Origin of the sequence: Henriciella marina DSM 19595 (assembly GCF_000376805.1) — a bacterium.
Taxonomy (GTDB): Bacteria; Pseudomonadota; Alphaproteobacteria; order Caulobacterales; family Hyphomonadaceae; genus Henriciella; species Henriciella marina.
The window spans coordinates 1,338,648-1,359,017 of the sequence record NZ_AQXT01000002.1 but is presented as its reverse complement, the minus strand read 5'-3'; the positions used below and the strand labels follow the sequence as shown (position 1 = coordinate 1,359,017).

General features: G+C 59.5%; 14 protein-coding genes. 8 read left to right on the top strand and 6 right to left on the bottom strand.

From position 1 onward, the window contains the following. Positions 1-17: 17 nt before the first annotated feature. Complete coding sequence (locus F550_RS0106650; protein WP_018147756.1) at positions 18-824, bottom strand: enoyl-CoA hydratase/isomerase family protein; 807 nt, start codon at positions 822-824, stop codon at positions 18-20. Between the two features lie 246 nt (positions 825-1,070). Here F550_RS0106650 and F550_RS0106645 point away from each other — a divergent pair, with 246 nt between their 5' ends. The 5 genes from F550_RS0106645 (at position 1,071) to F550_RS0106625 (ending at position 7,132) form a co-directional block, all read left to right on the top strand. Beyond that, positions 1,071-2,096 carry a helix-turn-helix domain-containing protein gene (locus F550_RS0106645; RefSeq protein WP_018147755.1) on the top strand — a complete coding sequence of 342 codons (1,026 nt, stop codon included), beginning with the start codon at positions 1,071-1,073 and terminating at the stop codon, positions 2,094-2,096. A gap of 115 nt (positions 2,097-2,211) precedes the next feature. Continuing rightward, on the top strand, positions 2,212-4,554 hold the full coding sequence (locus tag F550_RS0106640; protein ID WP_018147754.1) for a TonB-dependent receptor: 2,343 nt from the start codon (positions 2,212-2,214) through the stop codon (positions 4,552-4,554). A 63-nt stretch (positions 4,555-4,617) separates the two neighbouring features. Continuing rightward, positions 4,618-5,493 carry an alpha/beta fold hydrolase gene (locus F550_RS0106635; protein WP_324603046.1) on the top strand — a complete coding sequence of 292 codons (876 nt, stop codon included), beginning with the start codon at positions 4,618-4,620 and terminating at the stop codon, positions 5,491-5,493. 2 nt (positions 5,494-5,495) lie between these two features. Further along, positions 5,496-6,797, top strand: coding sequence for a spinster family MFS transporter (locus F550_RS0106630; RefSeq protein ID WP_018147752.1), 1,302 nt, complete (start codon positions 5,496-5,498; stop codon positions 6,795-6,797). Positions 6,798-6,883: 86 nt separating this feature from the next. After that, positions 6,884-7,132, top strand: coding sequence for a hypothetical protein (locus tag F550_RS0106625; protein WP_018147751.1), 249 nt, complete (start codon positions 6,884-6,886; stop codon positions 7,130-7,132). A gap of 120 nt (positions 7,133-7,252) precedes the next feature. On the opposite strand, the gene F550_RS0106620 is transcribed toward F550_RS0106625, so the two are convergent. Both F550_RS0106620 and F550_RS0106615 read right to left on the bottom strand, forming a co-directional pair. Continuing rightward, the gene (locus tag F550_RS0106620; protein ID WP_018147750.1) at positions 7,253-9,871 is read right to left on the bottom strand and encodes a TonB-dependent receptor; all 2,619 of its coding nucleotides are present in this window, start codon (positions 9,869-9,871) and stop codon (positions 7,253-7,255) included. 117 nt (positions 9,872-9,988) lie between these two features. Further along, complete coding sequence (locus F550_RS0106615) at positions 9,989-11,191, bottom strand: acyl-CoA dehydrogenase family protein (protein WP_018147749.1); 1,203 nt, start codon at positions 11,189-11,191, stop codon at positions 9,989-9,991. A 103-nt stretch (positions 11,192-11,294) separates the two neighbouring features. Here F550_RS0106615 and F550_RS0106610 point away from each other — a divergent pair, with 103 nt between their 5' ends. Further along, positions 11,295-12,041 carry a helix-turn-helix transcriptional regulator gene (locus F550_RS0106610; RefSeq protein WP_018147748.1) on the top strand — a complete coding sequence of 249 codons (747 nt, stop codon included), beginning with the start codon at positions 11,295-11,297 and terminating at the stop codon, positions 12,039-12,041. A 33-nt stretch (positions 12,042-12,074) separates the two neighbouring features. Here the strand turns inward: F550_RS0106610 and F550_RS0106605 are convergent, their stop codons facing one another. Beyond that, positions 12,075-13,766: a class I adenylate-forming enzyme family protein gene (locus F550_RS0106605; RefSeq protein ID WP_018147747.1), complete on the bottom strand. Its 1,692-nt coding sequence runs from the start codon at positions 13,764-13,766 to the stop codon at positions 12,075-12,077. 72 nt (positions 13,767-13,838) lie between these two features. Further along, positions 13,839-15,251, bottom strand: a complete 1,413-nt coding sequence (locus F550_RS18460; protein WP_018147746.1) for an efflux transporter outer membrane subunit — start codon at positions 15,249-15,251, stop codon at positions 13,839-13,841. Between the two features lie 114 nt (positions 15,252-15,365). Between F550_RS18460 and F550_RS0106595 the strand changes: the two genes are divergently transcribed. Both F550_RS0106595 and F550_RS0106590 read left to right on the top strand, forming a co-directional pair. After that, the gene (locus F550_RS0106595) at positions 15,366-16,559 is read left to right on the top strand and encodes an efflux RND transporter periplasmic adaptor subunit (RefSeq protein WP_018147745.1); all 1,194 of its coding nucleotides are present in this window, start codon (positions 15,366-15,368) and stop codon (positions 16,557-16,559) included. A 5-nt stretch (positions 16,560-16,564) separates the two neighbouring features. Next, entirely contained in the window at positions 16,565-19,726 is a 3,162-nt protein-coding gene (locus F550_RS0106590) for an efflux RND transporter permease subunit (RefSeq protein ID WP_018147744.1), read from the top strand. A gap of 9 nt (positions 19,727-19,735) precedes the next feature. Here F550_RS0106590 and F550_RS0106585 read toward each other — a convergent pair whose 3' ends face one another. Beyond that, positions 19,736-20,233 (bottom strand): hypothetical protein, encoded by a 498-nt coding sequence (locus tag F550_RS0106585; RefSeq protein ID WP_018147743.1) that lies wholly within the window; start codon positions 20,231-20,233, stop codon positions 19,736-19,738. Between the last annotated feature and the right edge of the window lie 137 nt (positions 20,234-20,370).

The following is a 20,370-nucleotide window of genomic DNA, read 5'->3' as shown; positions in this document are numbered from 1 at the left end:
TGCTCGCGACGACCGCCCTACCGCCCCTTAAAGTTGGGTGGGCGCTTTTCGAGGAAACTTGCGACGCCTTCCTTGTGGTCGTCGGTCTGCATCAGGGCGCGGATCGTCTCGATGGCCCAGGCGCCAAGCTCGCGCGGATCTCCATAGGTGCCTTTTCGGATGCCTTCCTTCATATAGCGAAGGGCGAGCGGCGGGTTTTCGGCGATGCGGCCGGCGAGGGCGCGGGCCTCTGCCATCAGCTCGTCATGCGGCACGGTCCGGCTGACCAGTCCAATGCGCTCAGCTTCTGCGGCGTCGATGACATCGCCGGTAAAAAGCAGCTCGGCCGCCTTTGCGGGGCCGACGATTGAGGGCAGGCGATAGAAGCCGCCGACATCGCAGACCAGGCCCCGCTTGATGAACATCTCGGAGAATTTCGCCTTGTCGGAGGCGAGACGGATATCGGCATAGAGCGCCAGCTCCATTCCCCAGCCAATCGCTGCGCCATTGATCGCGGCGATCACTGGCTTGTCGCATTCCAGCGCCGCCATGGCGGCCGGGGTCGGATGGTGGCGCACCGTAGGCGAGCGAGGTTCTGCATTGGCGGGCGTCGGCGCCGCCATGATTTCTCTTACATCGTCGCCCGAACAGAAGGCTGGATCTGCGCCCGTCACGATGACGCATCGCACATCCGCGTCCGTCACAGCGCGCCTCAGCGCCTTTTCCAGCCGGTCATAGGCTTCGAAGTTCAACGCATTGCGCCGATCGGGCCGGTTTAAGGTGATCGTCGCGATATGGTCTTCGACCTCATAGAGGACGCTGGGCGTGGCTTCGGCATCGGACATTGGATTTCCTTCCCTTGTGTCGGTGTGCACTCTTTCGGCGCATCTGACATCAATCGCTAACCGGGTGACGCTAGGACGGGTCAAGCCGGAACTGACTGAAGGGATATCGCTGGGGCTCTGGCAGCACCTAGCTGTCGCGGAAGAAAGCCGCGTCGCTGACATAACCCGCAAATGCTGTTATCTATCAGGACGATCACGCTTCTGCTCCTTGCCGGCCCCTGATTGCTTTTGAAGTCCGGATCCTCAATGTCGCATGCCTCTGTACTGATTGAAGACATAAAGCCGCTGCTCGACGCAGCCGGCGAGTATGGGCTTGATCCGGAGTCGCTTTTGCAGGGCGCTGCAACCGACACGGCCACCGATGGCCGCGCCATGATCTCAATTGCCGACTATTTCAGGGTGCAGCGAACCATTGCGCTGGCGTCCGATGATCTGACGGCGGTTCTGTCCAGCCGCAAACTGACCTTCAAGACGGGCCAGTTCCTGATGTCGCAAATGCAGAATGCCAACTCTCTTCTGGCGACGATCGAGACGCTGGCCGAGCACATGAACATGATGCACGGCGATGTGTACAATACGGTTCGCTATGGCGATGACCGCCTGTCGCTGATCGTCGACGACAGCCATTTTCCCTACAGATCGCGCGAGAATGCTGAGTTCGTAGAGCTGGTCGGCGACTGTCTCATCATCAAGATCCACTGCCTGCTGGACAGCCTGACCCATGGCGTTGCGGAAACCGCGCTGAAGCGGATCAAGCTGACGCGCAAGCGCGGCGAAAGCAGGCGGCCGCAGAACAGCTTCTGGTCGGTGCCGCTGGAATATGGCGCGTCCGCCTATGAACTCGTCTATGATTTCGACCGGGCGTGCCAGCCGACGAAGATAGGCGACGAGATCGATCTCAGCGCCGATGGGCTGTTCTCGCGTTTATTGTCCTACCTTGAGGCACGTGAGCCATCGACGGCCGGGCAAAGTGTCACCGCGCGGACGCTCGACCTGATCGATGACGGTCTGACTCGTCAGATGGATATTGCCCAGAGGCTGGATATGAGCGTCGCGACACTCCGTCGGCGGCTCTGCGAGGAAGGCAGCCATTTCCGGGACCTTCTGCTGAATGCAAAGCTCAGGCGGGCTGAGGCGATGCTGAAACGTGGTTGCTCTGTCGCGCAGGCAACCGAAGCGCTCGATTACTCTGATGTGCGCGCCTTCAATCGCGCGTTCAAGCGCTGGAAGGGCAAGACCCCTGCCGCGTTTGCGCAGGAATTTCAGTCATGAGATCCTAGGCTTGAGCGAAAGTGTTCACTCTGCCTGACGATAAGTGTCATGGCGGCACCTGAATGAAATGAGACACCTGCCTGCAATGCGCAAAGATGCATGAAGGGAGGAACTCATGAAACTCTATACCCCGCATTCCGTTCGCCTGGCCCTTGTTTCGGCCATAGCTCTCACAGCTGGCACGACTGCCTATGCTCAGGAGACCACCGAGGCCGAGGAGGCCCAGGATCAGCGCCGCTTCAATACCGTCACCGTGACGGCCCAGCGCCGCGAGCAGAGCCTGGTCGATGTGCCGCTGTCGGTGTCAGCCTTTGATGGTGAGCTTCTGGCTGACCTCGGCGTTGCCGATCTCACCGAGATTGCGAAGATTACGCCAAACGTCACGCTGGAGGTTTCCCGCGGCACGAATACGACGCTGTCCGCGTTTATTCGCGGTGTCGGTCAGCAAGACCCTGTGGCTGGCTTTGAAGCCGGCGTCGGCATCTACGTCGACGACGTCTATCTCAACCGCCCGCAAGGCGCTGTTCTGGATGTTTATGATGTCGAGCGCGTTGAAGTTCTGCGTGGCCCGCAAGGCACGCTTTACGGTCGCAATACAATCGGCGGCGCGATCAAATATGTAACGCGCGGCCTCTCCGATGAGCCGACCTATGAGATCAACCTGAAGGCGGGCACCTATAACCAGCTTGATGGTGTCGTGACGACATCGCTTCCGGTGACTGACACGTTCCGGGTTGGCGCCGCCGCCGCGAGCTTCAACCGCGACGGTTTCGGTGAGAACATCGTCACCGGCGACGAAAATTACAACAAGAAGCTCTTCGGCGCACGTCTGTCAGCAGAGTGGGACGCTGCGGATAACTTCCAGCTTCGTGCCGCCGCTGATTATTCGCTCGACAAATCCAACGCCCGCCAGGGACACCGGCTCATCCCGGACCAGTTCCCGCCATTTACCTATCCTGTGCTTGGCGATGTCTTCGACACGCGGGCTGGCCTGGAAGCGGTTGAACAGCGCGTTGAGGCTTTTGGCGGCTCTCTTGTCGCTGAATGGGACCTCAATGACAATTGGACCATCAAGAACATCCTTGCCTATCGCGAAGATGAAAGCACCTCGCCAATCGACTTCGATTCCCTGCCTGAAGCCGACCTCGACGTACCGGCGATCTATGAGAACGACCAGTTCTCTGAAGAGCTCCAGTTTCTTTATTCGAGCGATAATCTGAATGGGCTCGTTGGCCTCTACTATCTCGATGCCAATGCCTCGACCGTTTTTGACGTTCTGCTTGCAACGACGGGTGCCGTTCTTGGGCTTCCAGGGCTCAACGCACAGACCTTTGGCGATGTCGGCACGGAGACCTGGTCCCTGTTCGGTGATTTCACCTACGACCTCACCGATCAACTCTCTGTCTCTGTCGGGGCGCGTTACACCGAAGACACCAGAACATCGCAGGTCCTCCGCCGGACCTATATTGGCGGGTTCTCTGAGTTCTTCGGTGGCAATCCGACCCTGATCGCGACGACGTCAGACTTCAATGGCGAGGCCGATTTCGACGATTTCAGCCCGCGCCTCTCTGTAGGCTACAAGGTGACGCCGGACTCGAATGTCTACGCAACCTATTCGCAGGGCTTCAAGGGCGGCTCCTTCGACCCGCGTGGCCAGACCACTGCGGCGCCTGACCTCAATCAGGACGGCACGGTTTCGAATGATGAAGTCTTCACCTTCATGCAGTTCGATCCTGAAGAGGTGGATTCCTACGAGGTTGGTTACAAGGCCAGCCAGTTCAACGGCCGGATCAATTACAGCCTCGCTGCCTTCTATTCCGACTACAAGGATGTGCAGGTTCCAGGCTCTATTGGTGTCGATACCGATGGCGACGGGGTCAACGACTCCTTCTCGGGTGTGACCACCAATGCCGGTGCCGCCACAATCCGCGGTGTGGAGTTCGAAGGTACGGCCACGGTTGCCGAGGACATGGCGAATGCCGGAGACCTCCTCAATATTGGCTGGTCGCTCGGTTATCTCGACGCAGAGTACGATGAGTTCATCGATGCTTTCGGCAATGATGTCTCTGACCAGCGCGTCATCCAGAACACGCCAGACTGGACGGCCAATGGCCGGATCTCCTACGACACGCCATTTGCAGGCGGTAATCTGCTTCTCAATACGCAGCTTTCCTATCGTGGTGAGTCCAGCCAGTTCGAGGTGCCTAATCCGTTCCTGGATCAGGAAGCGTATACTCTCTGGGATGCGAGCGTCCGCTGGGAAACAGCAGACGGGCGTTGGGGCTTCAGCCTGACCGGCAAGAACCTCACCGATGAAGAATACATCGTCGCTGGGTATAACTTCGTGACCGTCAATCCGAACGGTACGTTCACGCCGACGCTTGGCCTGGAAGGGACCCTGACGGGGTTCTACGGTGACCCGCGCACAGTGACGGCCGGTATCGACTACAAGTTCTAGCTTGTCATCATTCCTCCCATGGGGTGCGGCCCGCGTCTTCGAGACGTTGCCGCACCCCGTTTTTTGAGGCCGGGCAGAACATTGACCGACATTCATTATACATCCGCTGACGGACTTGATCTGTTCGCCAGATCCTATGGGCCTGAAACTGCTGAGCTAACTGTGCTCTGCATGCATGGGCTGACGCGAAATCATAAGGACTTCGAGCCTATGATTTCGAGACTGGGCGACCGCTACCGGTTTATTGCGGTCGATGTGCGCGGGCGGGGGCGGTCGCAGCGCGCAGACAAACCAGAAACGTATTCGCCGCAGATCTACGCGCAGGACATGTTCGCGCTCGCCGACAAGCTTGAGCTCTCAAAGATGGCTCTGATCGGCACGTCGATGGGCGGGCTGATGGCCATGATCATGGCGCGCATGTCGCCTGAGCGTATCGGTGGACTGGTGCTCAACGATGTCGGGCCTGTGGTGAACCCGGCAGGCCTTCGCCGGATCGCGTCTTACTCCCAGGACCCGCAGCCCGTGGACAGCTGGCAGGCCGCGGCGGAAAAGGTAAAGGCGGCCCAGTCTGAAGCATTTCCGGACTTCGAGGCTGACGACTGGATGGAATTTGCCAGGCGCACCTGGCGAGAGACCGACGACGGGAAAGTCGTCGCCGACTATGACCCCGAGATCACAAGGTCGCTCGGTGAAGCGAAAGCCGGTCTGATGACCAAATTCGCGATGTGGCGGGTCTTCGGCGCCCTGAAGTCTCACCCCATGCTGATCGTCCGGGGCGAGACGTCCGATATTCTTTCAAAAGGCACAGCAAAGCGCATGGTCCGGCGCCATCCTGATGCGCGTCTCTTCACAGTGCCTCAGCGCGGCCACGCGCCTCTGCTCGATGAGCCGATCGCGATCGATGCAATTTCCGACTTTCTCGAACGACTGGAGACATAGTCATGACCCAGCAGACCCAGACCTCGACCATTCCTACCGTGCCGGGCCGCGCTTGGGTCCTCGCTGTCCTGACGCTTGTCTATACATTCAACCATGTGGATCGGCAGATCCTCGTCATCCTGCTGGAGCCGATCAAGCTTGAGCTTGGGCTTCGCGATAGCCAGCTTGGCATGCTGACCGGGATCGCATTTGCCGCTTTCTATGCGACGCTCGGCATTCCTGTGGCGATGTGGGCTGACCGAGGCAACCGGAGAAACATCATCGCGCTGGCGCTCACCATCTGGTCCGGCATGACCGCGCTATCGGGGATTGCCCAGACATACTGGCATCTTCTCTTTGCGCGGATGGGCGTCGGTGTTGGCGAAGCTGGCGGCACGCCGCCCGCGACCTCAATGATCGCAGACCTCTATCCGCCGCAACAGCGCGCGACGGCGCTAGGCATCTATACCACCGGCATCGGTCTTGGGATTCTCGCTGGTTTTGCGCTGGGCGGGTTCATCTATGAGCTTTATGGCTGGCGGGTCGCGTTCTTCGCGGCGGGTGTACCGGGCCTCTTACTGGCGCTCATTGTCAGGTTCACCCTCAAAGAGCCAGTCCGGGGCGGGTCTGATGCGACGATCGATGATGGCGACGCACCCAGCCTTGGCGAGACGCTGCGTTTCATCTTCGGTCAGACATCCTATCTCTGGCTGCTCGCCGGGTGCCTCTTGATCTGCATATCGGCGAACGCCTTCCTTGTTTTCACCTCAAGCCTCCTGCAGCGGACCTATGACCTGTCGCCAGGCGATGTCGCCCTGCCGCTCGGCCTGCTGATTGGCGGTATAGGCAGCATTGGGGCTGTTGTTATCGGCGCGGTCTGCGACCGGCTGTCGAAGCATGATCTTCGCTGGCGCCCGCTTATCATCGCAGCCTGCGCAGCGATCGCGCTGCCGTTTGCCTGGATGTTCCTGCGCGCGGATACGGTCTGGGGGGCCTATGCCTGGAATGTCGTGCCGAGCTTCGTGGGTCTCATCTATGCTTCGATTGCCTATACGGCCTCTCAGGAGCTGGTGATGCTCCGCATGCGTAGCTTTGCCTCCGCCTTCATGCTGTTCTGCCTGACGCTGATCGGCATTGGCTGTGGCCCGTGGATTGCAGGTCTGCTGAGTGACTGGTTCGCCTCATCCGGGACCGAACGGCCGCTCGCAAGCGCGCTTCAGGTGATACTTCTGTTTAACGCAGCGAGTATCGGCTGCCTCCTGATGTCGGCGCGTAATTATCGCCGTGATGCAGCGCGGGCAACGAAGGCGAGCCGGCCGGCCTAGAGGTGGTTGGTCGCCTTGTAGGGGAGGGGTCTGGACTCCGATGAAAATCAGAGGTTAGTCTGATCGCTTAAAGGGAGGTGGGGACCTTGAAACTTGTAATATCGGATGGCGAAGCTGTCCTTCTGAACATCGAGGATCACCGGGTCGATTTACCCGATAGTGAGAGCGACCGCGCGACGTCGATGCTGCTTTTAAGCGAGGCACTCGTCCTGCTTGCGAATGCTTGCGAGGCGGATGCGATTGAAGATGCCGCGTCCGAAATGAGCGATTCAATACGCGCCAGCATGACCAAGCGCATGCTTTCGGCGCGGTCGCGCGCCGAAGTGCAGCACTAGCCAACTTCGTGAACTGTGATGACCGCACTGCTCTGCAGTGCAGGCATCGTCTTCCTTCACACAAGACAAAACGGGACCGGTTTGAGGCCGGTCCCGTTCTCATTTTCAGACTAAACGCGCTTAGTAGCGGTAGGAAATTGTCGCACCATAAGTCCGCGGACGACCGGCAAAGCGCATGATCACGTTCGCATTCGATGTGATCTGCTGCCAGTAATACTCGTCCGTGAGGTTCTTGCCCCAGATCGAGAACTCCCAGCCATTGTCCATCGAGTAGAGCCCGATCGAGCCATTGAGCAGACCATAGCCATCAATGTCGTAGAGCTCATTGTCCGGGTCGCCAGCGGTCGAGTCGCTCTGCCAGCGTCCATTGAGGGCAGCCTGGAAGCCGAGGCCATTATTCAGCGGACGATCATAAAGGAAGGTCAGGCTTGCAGCGGTTTCCGGGCTGTAGAGGAAAGGATCGCCCTCAACATTCGTTGGAAGACCAGCAAAGTCGAACGTCTCGAAGCTGGCATACTCGGTATTGAGCAGGGTGAGGCCACCAATCGCGGTGAGCTCATCGGTCAGGAGCCAGGTCACCTCGGCATCGAGACCGTAGGCCTCTGCCTCAGGCGCGTTCTGGAGCTGTGAGAGCGCCGTATAGATCGGGTCCGGGAAGAACTGCGCACCCTGCTTGTCGGTGTAGTCATAGTAGAAGAGCGCGGCGTTCGCCTGCATCCGTCCGTCAAGCAGACCAGCCTTCATGCCGACTTCATAGGCCAGCAGGCTTTCCTGCGTGGCCGGGAAGTTCTGTTCCGCCTTGGAAGCTGCGTTGACCGGCGTTGCGGCCGATTTGTAGCCCTTGGAGACCGAGGCGAAGAGGAGGAGGTCCTGGAACCGGTCCGGTGTATAGTTGGCCACGACCCGCCAGGAGACATTGTCTTCCGTAAGATCGCTCACGACGGGACCGAATTCGTTCGTGATATTGCTGTAAGTGTTGCAGCCATTTTCAAGAAGCGGCGCCGGAGGCTGCGTGACGTTCGGATAGAAGTTCACGAAGAAGAACCGGTTGAAGACGTTGACGTTCGGCTGCATCGATCCGTCGATGTCTGCTGAACACCCCACATACTCCTGATTGTCTTCAGTGTAGCGGACGCCCGTGATGAGTTCCCACTCCGGGGTCAGGCGCCAGTTCGCATTTGCAAAGATGCTCGCGCTGGTTGATTCAAATTCGCCAATGTCGCGGTACTTCTGGAACGAACCGATGAGCTCTGCCGGAGAGTAGGGACGGCCCGTCTCAGGATCGACGTTGAGTCCGGCAATAAAGGCCTGGGTCTGCGCGATCAGGGCAGGCGGCAGGGCGCTAACCGGCACGCCGTTCAGAAGCGCAAGCGTATTGGCGGTATCATAGGCAAGACCGGTCGCCACACCGCTGATGAAGTTGCTGTTGGCGTTGTCGCGCAGCAGCGTCTGGTTGGAGTCGGTAATCTCATCTTTGCTGTAATAAGCGCCGACCATCCAGTCGAACTGCTCGTTTGAGCCTTCGAGGCGAAGTTCCTGGCTGAACGAATCGATTTCCGCATCGATGTCCTGAAGCAGGATTGCTGCCGGGGCACCGGACCAGTCGAGAAGTGCTTCGCGTTCGAGCTGGTTGTAGCCCGTCAGCGAGACGATCCGCAGACCATTGTCGAGGCCCCAGTCGATGCCGAGCTTGTAAGCGTTGAAGGTCGAGTCTTCTTCCAGTGGGCCATCAAAACCTGTGATGCCAAACTGGGTGCTCGCGCGTGCAGAGGTCGGGGCCCACTCAGCGGTTTCGGCGCTATTGGGGTTGTTGTTGACGACATAGTCGACGACGCCCGGCGCGTTGGCCCCGGCAGCGCCGCCGGCAAACGGGCTGAAGGGGTTGGTCGCCGGGGTAAGTCCGATGGCCTGCCCGCCAATCGAGTCCGACTTATTTGTCCAGCCATTCCAGGAGAGGTCCACGTCGAGATTGCTCGTTGGCTGCCAGGCGAGGGCGGCGCGGTATCCTGTCTTGTCGATCGTCCCACGGTCCTGGCCGGTGAGGTCAGATTTTTGCCAGCCTTCGTCACTGCCTTCGTGGCGCGCAGCGAAGCGGGCCTGCAGTGTGTCGGAGATCGGGATGTTGATCATCCCCTCATAATTGACGGTGTCATAGTTGCCGACATCGAGCGCGACGCGGCCTTCAAACTCGTCACCTGGCTTGTTCGTCACAACGTTGATCAGGCCCGCGGTCGTATTCCGGCCGAACAATGTGCCTTGCGGACCTTTGAGGACCTCAACACGGTTCACGTCGAAGACGGGTCCCGAATTCATGAACGGGAAGGGATAGGCGACTTCATCGACATAGGTGCCGACGGTAGATGTGGCCGAAACGTTGATCGTGTTGAAGCCGATGCCGCGCAGCGTGTAAGTCGGCACCCCCTGATAGGATTGTGAGACCGTGAAGCTCGGGATTACGGACTGAAGGTCGTCAACGCTGTTGACGCGGAGGTCAGCCAGCTGGTCCTCACCGAACGCCTGAATGGACATTGGAACGTCGAGAACGGACTCCTCGCGGCGCTGGGCTGTGACCTGGATCGAGGTCAGGCGGCGCTGGCCTTCTTCGGCTGCTGGAGCCGGAGTGGACGCTGCGGGCTCATTTGCTGGAGCCTCCTGCGCGAAAGCAGGCGACAGTCCGGCACCGAGTGCGATGGCTGTCGTCGAGATGAGGGTGTGACGTAGTGTGGCGCGATGGATCAAATTTTCCTCCCTGGGGTACCGGCTTTTTGCCAGTTGTTTTGTCCAGGGAGGGTCGCCAAACCGGCATGCCAAAACAAGCTATCGAAAGTGACAGGGGATGCAGATCCGCAACAGTCGCTACAGGCTCAGAAGCAGCTTTGCCATCACGTTTCTTTGCACCTCATTCGACCCGCCATAGATCGAGGCGGCCCGGTTGTTGAGATAACGCGGCATGGCGGTGAGGCTGTGGGCCGGACCAACTGGCTCTACGTTGGAGCCGGGCTGGCGTGCGCCCATCTGATCGACATTGCCATAAAGACCGGCCGTCTCAATGCCGAGCGTATCAATACGTTGCAGCATTTCGGTGCGCGCGGTTTTCAACATTGAGGAAGCGGCGCCGGGGTTCTGGCCGCCAGCGAGGGCCGAGGCTACGCGCTGTTCGGTCACGGTGATGGCTTCGAGGGCAATCTTCGTGTCCGAGAAACGGCGCATGAAGGCCGGATCGCTTGCGAGCGATTTGCCGTCTGAGCCGGCTTCGGCATGGGCCATGACCCGGATGCGTTCGAGTGCCGCCTCGATACCCGCCGAAGATCCACCGCCCCGCTCGAATTCGAGCAGGTATTTGGCGACCGTCCAGCCATCATTTTCGTCCCCGAGTCGGCCCGATTTCGGCACGCGGACATCGTCAAAGAAAACCTGGTTCACTTCATGCTCGCCAGCCATGGTGATGATCGGCTCAACGCGGATGCCGGGCGTTTTCATGTCGAGCAGAAGGAAGGTGATCCCCTGTTGCAGCTTGCCGTCGGTGGAGGTGCGGACAAGGCAGAACATCTTGTTGGCGTGATGGGCCTGCGTCGTCCAGATTTTCGATCCGTTCAGAACGTAATCGTCGCCATCAGAAACAGCACGCATCTGAAGGCTTGCAAGGTCAGAGCCTGACCCCGGTTCTGAATAGCCTTGGCACCAGTAGTCTTCGCCGCGAAGGATGCGCGGCAGGTAATAGGCTTTCTGCTCCTCGGTGCCGTAACCCATGATGCAGGGACCAACCATCTGAAGGCCCATCGGTGAGAGCGGCGGCGTGCCAGCCTTGGCGCATTCGGACGCGAAGATGTATTTCTGCATCTCATCCCAACCGGTGCCGCCGTATTCCTTCGGCCAATGCGGCGCGGCCCAGCCTTTCTCATTGAGAATCTTGAGCCAGGGAAGATTATGCTGCGGCTCGCTGAAGGAGCTGGTCGTCAGGCGGCCTGCCTCGGCGAGCTCCGGCGGCAGGTTCTCTTTCAGGAATGTGCGCACTTCCTCACGGAAGAGCTCGTGTTTCTTTTCCAGTGCCAGCTTCATCCCTTATGCCCTCTTTTTTTATGACCGGTGACGGCTTGTCTCTGCGGTAAGCTTGCAGAAAACAATGCGGGGGGACAAGCTGATAGTAATAATAGGTCAGAAAATGCCCGATACATTATCCTCCCAGCCGCTTGAGCAGAACCTGCTCGACCTTGCCGATACCGTCGCCGAAGCCGGCAAGCGGATAGGCTTGCCTTATGTTGCGGTGAGCGCAGATATCAGCAGCCCGCAGCCCATGTGCGATGCCGAAGGCCGTCCTTTTGCAGAGACAATTTTCCGATGGATCGATCCCGAGCTTGAATACTGGAAGGACAGGATGTTCGCGCTTCGCTCCACACTGGTGCATGCGACGCGCACATGCGCCGAGCCTTTTTACTATTCCGGGGGAGAGGTTTTGAGCTGGCGGCGCAACGATGCGCTCGTGGCAGCGACCGACCCGAAGCAGTATGAACAGGCAAACATTGGCGCAGCGATTATATCTCCGGTTCACTTGCCCGGGGGTGCAATTGGTGCAGTCGTGTGGGCTTCAGCCGAAGCGATCAATCTCAGAAGCGCTTTCGCGGCCGAGGCGGAACACCTTCATGCGCTGGCGCTGAAATTCATTGCGACCTATCAGGATGCGCGCGCGCTTGGGCCTCAGGGGCCTGCAGTCTATCTCACTCGCCGCGAAATCCAGTGTCTGAAATGGGCGTCGGCTGGCAAGACCGACGCGGAGATTGCGACAATCATGCACATCTCGGTGCCGACCGTGCGCTTTCACATCACCAATAGCGCGACCAAGCTTGGCGTTGCGGGCAAGGCGAGAGCCATCCAGCGTGCCTCAACACTTGGTTACATCGGTCACGACTGACGGCGCGGCGCGGAAGCCTGCGAAGTCAGACGATCACACTTTCTCGCTTAGCCGGTCGCGCAGTTCCCGCTTGAGGAACTTGCCGCTCGCATTGCGGGGCAGGGGTTCATCGAGGATCCAGATGTAGCGGGGCACTTTGTGCTTCGCCATGATCTCAGAGCAATGCGCGCGAATGTCGTCTTCGGTCAGCGTGCGTCCGGGCTTGGCAACGATGGCGGCAGCCACTTCCTCGCCGAGGCGCTCATCAGGCAGGCCAAACACTGAGCATTCAGCGACGTCATCGTGGCGGTAGAGCGCCGCTTCGACTTCCGCGCAGTAGATGTTCTCACCGCCGCGCAGCACCATGTCCTTCTTGCGGTCCACAATATAGATGAAGTCGTCCTCATCCATGCGGGCGATGTCACCTGTATGGAGCCAGCCGCCATCGGTGATGCTTTCAGCCGTCGCGTCGGGGCGGTTGATGTATCCCTTGATGACGGAGGCCCCGCGGACCCAAAGTTCGCCGCGTTCGCCGGTTGGAACTTCATTGCCATCAGGGTCGACACATTTGGCTTCGTAAACCGGCATTGCCGGGCCGACGCTGTCAGGCCGGTCGACATAGAAATCGGCGGCGACGGACGTGATGATCCCGCATGTTTCGGTCATGCCATAGCCGGTGTTTGGACGTGCGGTGGAGACTTTCTTCTCGATCGCAAGGACGAGGTCAGGCGGCACCTGCGCGCCGCCGCCGCCAAGGGCGAGCAGGCTGGACGTGTCGGTTTTCTCGAAGTCTGGGTGGTTGATGATTTCACGGGCCATGACCGGCACGCCGCTCACCGTCATGATCTTGTGCTTCTCAATAAGGCGCAGGGCTTCGCCAGCGTCCCATTTGTACATCAGCACCATTGCGCCACCGGCCGCAGTAACGGCATAGGCCGCGCAATTATTGGCTGTGACGTGAAACAGTGGCGTGTTGATTAGCGTAACCGGTACCGGTGGGGGGTCTGGCGGCGCTTCCCCGGTCGCTGCGTGCACGGCCAGGGCAGACGAGGCGCGCGCGTACAGCATGTTCATGAGGTTGGAGACGCAGCCGCGATGGGTGAGCTGTGCGCCTTTTGGAAAGCCTGTCGTGCCTGAGGTGTAGAAGATGCAGGCGTCACTGTCGGGGTCGATGGCGACCTCCGGCATGGCTCCGCCGCCCGCGATCACATCGCTCCACGGCGTTACGCCTTCGGCATCTTCCTCAAACCGGACGCCAACCAGTTTCGCGCCCTTGGCCATTTCAGGATTCTGGCGAACGCGTGCGAGGCGCTCTGAGTCGAGGAAGAGAACGGCGGGTTCAGAGTCCTTGAGGGCGTAGGCCATCTCTTCGGCGGTCCACCAGGCATTCATGCCGACGACAGTGATACCGACCGAGCAGCAGGCCCAGTAGATGATCATCCATTCGGGATAGTTGCGCATGGCGATGGCGACGCGGTCGCCCGTCTTGACGCCCTGAGCGAAAAGCCAGTTGGCGACGGCACCGGTCAGCTCATGGGTTTCTTCATAGGTGAGCTTTTCGTCGTGATAGATGAGGTAATCGCGATCCGCGAATTCACGTGTCGCCAGCCATACCTCGCGAACGCTTGGCGGTGCGTTCTTCCACGTCCGGATCTTGTTTCCGAGGACGTCCCCAACAACGATTTCAAAATCGCCGCCCGGTCCGGTGAGTTGCTTTTTGGCCTGCGCAAGTTCTGCGTAATACATGTTCCGCCCTGTCGTTTCTCGTTGGGCGCATCCTTACACCGACTTTTTCGTCAGAAAACAGTGGACGCGGCGTCAGCCACCAAATGCATTGTACACCTGAACCCGTCTGCGAAGAGCTTCATAGCGTGACTGTATCTCACCATCCTGGGACGAAAGGGTCTGGCGTTGGGCGTCGATCAGGCTGAGCAGGCTTTCAGCGCCTTCGCGATAGCGGATTTCGATGAGGTCGCGGGACCTTGTCGCTGAGGCAAGGGCCGACGCGCGAAATGCCGTCTCCTCCACCGCATAATTATAGGAAAGAAGCGCCGCGTCTGTTTCAGTGAGCGCAGAAAGGACGGCGCTCTCAAATCCGGCCCGCGCTGCCTCGACATCGGCCTCGGCCTGATCGATCTGAGCCCGTGTAAGCGGAAGGTTGAAAATGCCCCAGCTAAGACGCGGCCCGAAATTGTATCCGAGCGCATCTGCGCTGAAGAGCTCGCCCGGTTCATTCGCCGTAAAAGTCCCCTGACCTGAAAGTGTCAGGCTGGGATAAAGGTCTGCGGTTTCCACGCCCACCCTGTAAGTCGCCGCGGCCAGCTGGCGCTCTGCGGCGCGAATATCAGGGCGCCGACGCAAGAGATCTTTCGGTGACCCGATCTCTACCGGGCCAAACGCCTCAACAGGGTCGAGACGGTCCGACGCGAAGGGCTCCAGCGACGGGTAGGCGTCATAGAGGGCGGGCAGGGTGTGGCCGGTGAGCTGCGCGAGGCCAGAAGCCGCCTCACTGCGCGCGGCCTTCAGCGCGCTAATGCCGGCCCTGGTTGTCTGCACAAGATTGGTCTGGCGCTCGACGTCTATGTCGGCGACCTCTCCTGCTTCACGCAGCTGCCGGGTGAGATCAAGCACGTCGCTCTGGCGCTCGACATTCTCTTCATTCACGGCGATCCGGGCATCGAGTTCGCGAACGGTCAGATAGGTCCGGGCGGTTTCAGCGAGGATCGCTCGCGCGGTATCTGCGGCAACAGCCGCGCGTCCGCCGAGCGCCGCTTCGGCTTGGGCAAGGCTGTTTGCGGTGCGCCCGAAGAGATCAGCCTGCCAGCTTATTTCGGCGCCTGCCGAATATTGTGTCTGGGCTTCAAACTCGAAAGGCACGTCAGCGCCGAGGCTCGCGGCGGATTGTTTCTGCCGAACCACTGCGGCATTTAGCGCGCCCATTGGAAAGCCTGCCGCGCGGGCCGCATTCACGCTCGCCTGGGCATTGGCGACGTTTGCCGCGGCTTCCTCAAGGCTCGGATTGCGTATCAAAGCATCACTGACAAGACTGTTCAGGAGCGGGTCATCGAAGGCGGTCCACCAGTCAGAGCGGGGCAACTCGCCAGGGCCAAGCACAGAAACATCACCGGCGACCCAGCTATCCTGATATATGTCGATCTCAGGAGTTTCATAGTCCGGGCCAACGGTCATACAGGCCGCAAGGGACAGACTGGCCGCCGCGGCGATGTGCATTCGAAGCATTAAATTCATTTTATCAGTCCCGGCGGCTCGATAGCGGTCTTGATTGTACCATGTTGACCTTTAACCACAGGGAACAAGACATTCCTGCTAGGGATTCCATACATCATGCCTGAAGATTACGCCCACAAGCAGGATTCAGATAGCCGCCCGAGCTGGATATGGATACTGGCCGGCATCGCGGCCCTCGGTATCGGTGTCGCCATCATGATGATCGCTGGCGCTGGAGGCGGCCCGGAAGAGGGCGCTGAGGCACAGGAAGACAGTGTCCCATACGTAGAGACGATCCAGCCGCAGCAGGCCGGGGCAACGTTTCCCGTGCGGGCGCCCGGCCGGATACAGCCGCGCGAACGTCTCGATCTTGTCGGCGAGGTGTCCGGCAAGGTGACGGGGGTCAATCCGGACCTGCAACCAGGTGGACGGATCGGGCGCGGCGAAACCATCCTGCAGATCGATGATGGCGACCTTCGTGCCGATCTTGAACGGGCAGAGGCCCAGCTTGCCACCGCCGAGGCGCGGCTAAGTCAGGCCGAAGCCGAACGCGACCGCCAGATCAATCTGTCCGAGATCGGCGCGGCACCGGAGAAAGCCGCTGAGCAGGCTGTCGCTAATTTCGAGGACGCAGAAGCCGGTGTCCGTCAAGCGCGCTCGCAGGTGACGATCGCCCGGCGAAACCTGCAGAAGGCTTCGGTCGTCGCGCCGTTTGACGCCATCGTGGTATCGGAGAATGTCGCGCCGGGCACATTCGTGTCACCTGGCCAGCCGCTTGCCCGCCTGATCAGTGCAGGCGAGGGCGAGATCCAGGCAGGGCTGCCGTTGAAGGATATTGCGGCCGTAAGAAATGCGCTCGCCGCACGCGGGGATGAGCGGCTTCCTGTGCGCGCCGTGCCGAACTCCAGCTCGCTCGGCAATGTCGAGCTTGAAGGCTATCTGGCTGAGCTTTCGCCTGAGATCGACCAGCAGTCCCGCACAGCCACCATCATTTCTGTCTTCCCGCGTGCGTTTCTTGCCGAGAACCAGGGCAACGTCTTTGCTGGCGACTATATGGATATCCTCATTGAGGGGCGCTCCGATATCCCGATGTGGCGTATCCCGGACGGCGCGGTCCGCCAGGATGACTATGTCTGGGTCGTCGGCTCTGATGAGCAGATCCGGAAAGTGGAAATAGACACGGTCGACCGGACCGAAGATGGCGTGCTGGTCCGTGCACCGGGACTTTCCGAGGGCGACACCATCATGTTGACGGTGCTGGCCGAAGAAATCGACGGCATGCGTGTCCATGTAGAGGGGAAATCGCCTTGATCCGGATGATCGAAGGCGTTCTAGGCAACCGGGTCGCAGCGAACCTGCTGATGATCTTTCTTGTCATCTCTGGAATCGCATCGTTGTCGGCTCTCAATATCCGCGTCTTTCCACCGATCGACACCTACAAGATTTCCGTCACCGTGCCTTATCCGGGCGCGACACCTGAGGATGTTGAAACATCGATCGTTCGCCCAATTGAGGAACGTCTGGAAGGGCTTGAGGGCGTTGAGAAGATCACAAGCCTTGCCGCCTCCGGCGTCGGAAACGTCATCGTCGACATCCCCGAAAGCGAGGATATGTCGGAGATGCTGGACGAGGTAAAAAACGAGATCGGGCGGATCACCGTTTTCCCCCAGGCGTCCGAAGCGCCGCAAATCGCCGAAGTGGAGACGGATGAACTCGTCACCCAGATCGTCCTGCACGGCGATGTCGAGCGCCGCACGCTGAAGCAGACCGCAGACCGTGTCCGACGAGAGCTCGCCGCCAAGGAGGGGCTGTCGCTGGTCGAGATTGGCGGTGTTGCCGACTACCTCATCGAGATTGCGATCCCTGAAGAGGAACTGCGCGCGAGAAACCTTACCCTCACATCAATCGCGCAGACCATTTCCCAGCAAAGCCTCGATCTTTCGGCGGGTGAAATCGAGAACAACCGGCAGCTTCTCAGGGTACGCGCCGTCGGTGAACGCCGTTCAGGCGCCGAGTTCGAAAACATCGTTGTCGGGGCAGGGGCGAATGGATCGCCGGTCTATCTCGGCGATATCGCCGAAATCCGCGACGGTCTCTCTGATGCTCCGGTCGAGGCGAACTTCAAAGGGGAGCCTGCGGTCACGGTATCGGTGTTTCGTGTGGGCCGCGAGAAAACCCTCGATAACGCCGAAATCGTAAGGGAATACCTCGACACCGAAATCGAAAATGCCTTGCCTGGAAATGTCGAATACGTCCTCTGGCGCGATGAGGCCGTTAATCTTCGTTCGCGCATCGACCTGCTTGTCAGGAATGCGATCCTCGGCCTTGTTCTTGTAACGCTTTTGCTTCTGCTCTTCCTTGATCTCAGGATCGCCTTCTGGGTCGCGCTCGGTGTGGGCGTGAGCTTTGTTGGCGCTTTTTTCCCGATGCTCATTTTTGGCATCACGATAAACCAGTTGTCGCTTTTCGGGTTCATCCTTGCCATTGGCATAATCGTCGATGACGCCATCGTCGTGGGTGAGAACATACACGCCAACTGGCGGAAGGGGGCCGGACCGCTGGAGTCCGCCCGTCTCGGCGTGACGCGTGTTGCGCGGCCTGTCCTCTTTTCCGTATCGACCACAATGACGGCCTTCGTGCCGATCCTTCTTGTGCCGGGGCTTTTCGGACAATTCCTTGGACAGGTCTCTGCCGTCGTCATCGTGCTTCTCTTCCTGTCGCTGGTGGAAAGCCTCTTCGTCCTGCCAAGACATCTCTCTCATCTGAGCGATGATCCGCCGGGGCGTTTCTCACCAAGGCGTCTCGCCGACCCGGTGCGTGACCGCGTTGCCGCAAGCCTGCGACGTTTTTCAACCGGCCCTCTCAAGAAGGCGATGCAATTTGTCGTGCTCCGGCCGGTCATGGTGCTGCTTATTGGCTTCGGCATCCTTTTCGCCGCGCAGTCCCTGACCGCCAGCGGATATGTGAAGTTCATCTTCTTTCCGGCGGTTGAGGGCGATTATGTCACGGCCGAACTGGAGCTGGCGGAGGGCACCTCCGAAGAACAGACGCGCCGCTTTGCCCAGCAGATTGAGAATGCAGCAGCAAGCGCCATCGAGGATGTGACGAACCGCGAAAGTGGCCTGCAAGGCGTGCTCTGGCAGATCGCGGAGCCGCTTGGCGGAAATGAAGCCAATGCCACAGGGGGCGCCGCAGGCGCGTCCTCCGGCAACAAGGCCTTCATCGTTGCGAGAATGCAGGACTCCAGCGCACGTGACTTCTCGGCCCGACAGTTTGAACGGGCCTGGCGTGAACGGGTTGGCCGTATACCCGGCGCCGAGAAGCTGACCTTCACATCTGATCTCGTAAGCCCCGGCGCGCCGATCCAGCTTCAGATTTCAGCGCAGACTGACGAGCGAACCCGCGAAGCCGTGCTTGAATTGCGCCGTGCCCTGGAGAGCAGGCCGGGTGTCTATGATGTGCGCGATGACCGGTTCCGCACTACCGAAGAAGTCCAGATCAAGCTAAAGCCGCTGGCGCGCAATTATGGCCTCACCCAGGGCGATCTCGCCCGCGAGGTCCGTGCGGCGTTTTTCGGGGCTGAGGCTGTCCGAATTCAACGCGACCGCGAGGAAATTCCGGTTCGTGTGCGACTGCCGGAGGGCGAGCGCTCTTCGCTCGAAACGCTGAAGCGGCTGCGGGTGCGTGTTGGCGATGGGTATGTGCCAATGCGCAATCTGGCCGATCTCACCATCGCCCCGGCGCCTGCCGCGATCAACCGTGTGAATGGACGCCGCATCTACTCGCTCAATGCCTTCGTTGATGAGGATGTGACGACGGCCGATGTTGTCTCGAGCTACATGTTCGACGATGTCCTGCCAGAGCTACAGGGTGAATATGACGGTCTGACCATGCAGGTCTCTGGCGATCAGGAAGACCAGGCAGAGGCCCAGCCGGTCCTCGCACGCAACTTCATGCTTGCGCTGATCGTGATCTACAGCCTGCTGGCGCTGAACTTCCGTTCCTACAGCCAGCCGCTCGTCATCATGCTGGCCATACCGTTTGGATATGTCGGCGCATTGATCGGCCATGGCCTGCTCGGCGCTGACCTTACCCTGCTATCCTTCTTCGGGATCATTGGCCTCTCAGGCGTGATCATCAATGCATCGCTGATGGTCACCGACTTTCTCAATGAAAGGCTGGAGAACGGAGAGAAGCCGGTCGATGCGGTTATCGCCGCCATGCTGGACCGGTTCCGTGCCATCCTTCTGACGACGCTGACCACATTCCTGGGCGTGACGCCGATCATTCTGGAAACCAGCATTCAGGCGCAGTTCCTTATTCCGACCGCCATTTCGCTCGGTTTCGGCATTCTGATCGGCACCTTCCTGCTGGTGTTCATGCTGCCTGCGCTGCTCACCATACATCTGCGCATCTTCGGGCCACCAGCGGTGAAAAAGCCGGACACGCGGAACTCGTCGCCGCCAGCGTCTTCATAGGGCTTCGTGCTAGTTTCCGAAGCCGTCGCCGACACCGAAATCACGCCGCGCCGAAACGATGCTCACGATCACGCCGACCATGACATCCATCAGCGTCATGATGGTGAGTAGAAAGAAGGTGGCGGTCGCGAAGTTGGCGAACAGAATGAAGCAGATGAGGCAAGCGAGTAGGACGCCCATCGAGGCCATGTGATTGACCATCGCGCTGGAGCGGGAGCTGGTCGACTTCATGATCTCAATCGATAGCAATATTAGCGACAGCAACAGGATCGAGTCGCCGACGCTCATTCGCCAGCTGACGTCTGAAACCATGGGCACAGAAAAGAGGATCGTGTTCAGGCTGCCGGTAATCGCGGCCGCATCGCCAAGATGGTTTCCGCCAGACAGGACAGCGATGACGACATAGATGATGAGAGGGAAGACAAGCAGCGGTGTGATTGTCTCGATACGCCGGAAAAGGCCCATCTGCTTGCGCGACCCGCGCCGTGTTCCAGATTGATCGCTCATCGTGTATTCCTTTTTATGCGACGGCGTCCCCTGCGCAGTCTTGGCTCTACTCTAGTCAAACTTCATGAAACCGTCGATTCATGGTTTTTCGGTGGCGCGGTTCTCGCAGGTGAGACCTGACCATCCTGGTTTGCACC

Coding starts and splice junctions, on each gene's coding strand:
- F550_RS0106595 (WP_018147745.1), top strand. CDS start 15,366: ATGCCTGAAGATTACGCCCACAAGCAGGATTCAGATAGCCGCCCGAGC.
- F550_RS0106645 (WP_018147755.1), top strand. CDS start 1,071: ATGTCGCATGCCTCTGTACTGATTGAAGACATAAAGCCGCTGCTCGAC.
- F550_RS18460 (WP_018147746.1), bottom strand. CDS start 15,251: ATGCACATCGCCGCGGCGGCCAGTCTGTCCCTTGCGGCCTGTATGACC.
- F550_RS0106615 (WP_018147749.1), bottom strand. CDS start 11,191: ATGAAGCTGGCACTGGAAAAGAAACACGAGCTCTTCCGTGAGGAAGTG.
- F550_RS0106650 (WP_018147756.1), bottom strand. CDS start 824: ATGTCCGATGCCGAAGCCACGCCCAGCGTCCTCTATGAGGTCGAAGAC.
- F550_RS0106630 (WP_018147752.1), top strand. CDS start 5,496: ATGACCCAGCAGACCCAGACCTCGACCATTCCTACCGTGCCGGGCCGC.
- F550_RS0106605 (WP_018147747.1), bottom strand. CDS start 13,766: ATGTATTACGCAGAACTTGCGCAGGCCAAAAAGCAACTCACCGGACCG.
- F550_RS0106590 (WP_018147744.1), top strand. CDS start 16,565: ATGATCGAAGGCGTTCTAGGCAACCGGGTCGCAGCGAACCTGCTGATG.
- F550_RS0106610 (WP_018147748.1), top strand. CDS start 11,295: ATGCCCGATACATTATCCTCCCAGCCGCTTGAGCAGAACCTGCTCGAC.
- F550_RS0106585 (WP_018147743.1), bottom strand. CDS start 20,233: ATGAGCGATCAATCTGGAACACGGCGCGGGTCGCGCAAGCAGATGGGC.
- F550_RS0106640 (WP_018147754.1), top strand. CDS start 2,212: ATGAAACTCTATACCCCGCATTCCGTTCGCCTGGCCCTTGTTTCGGCC.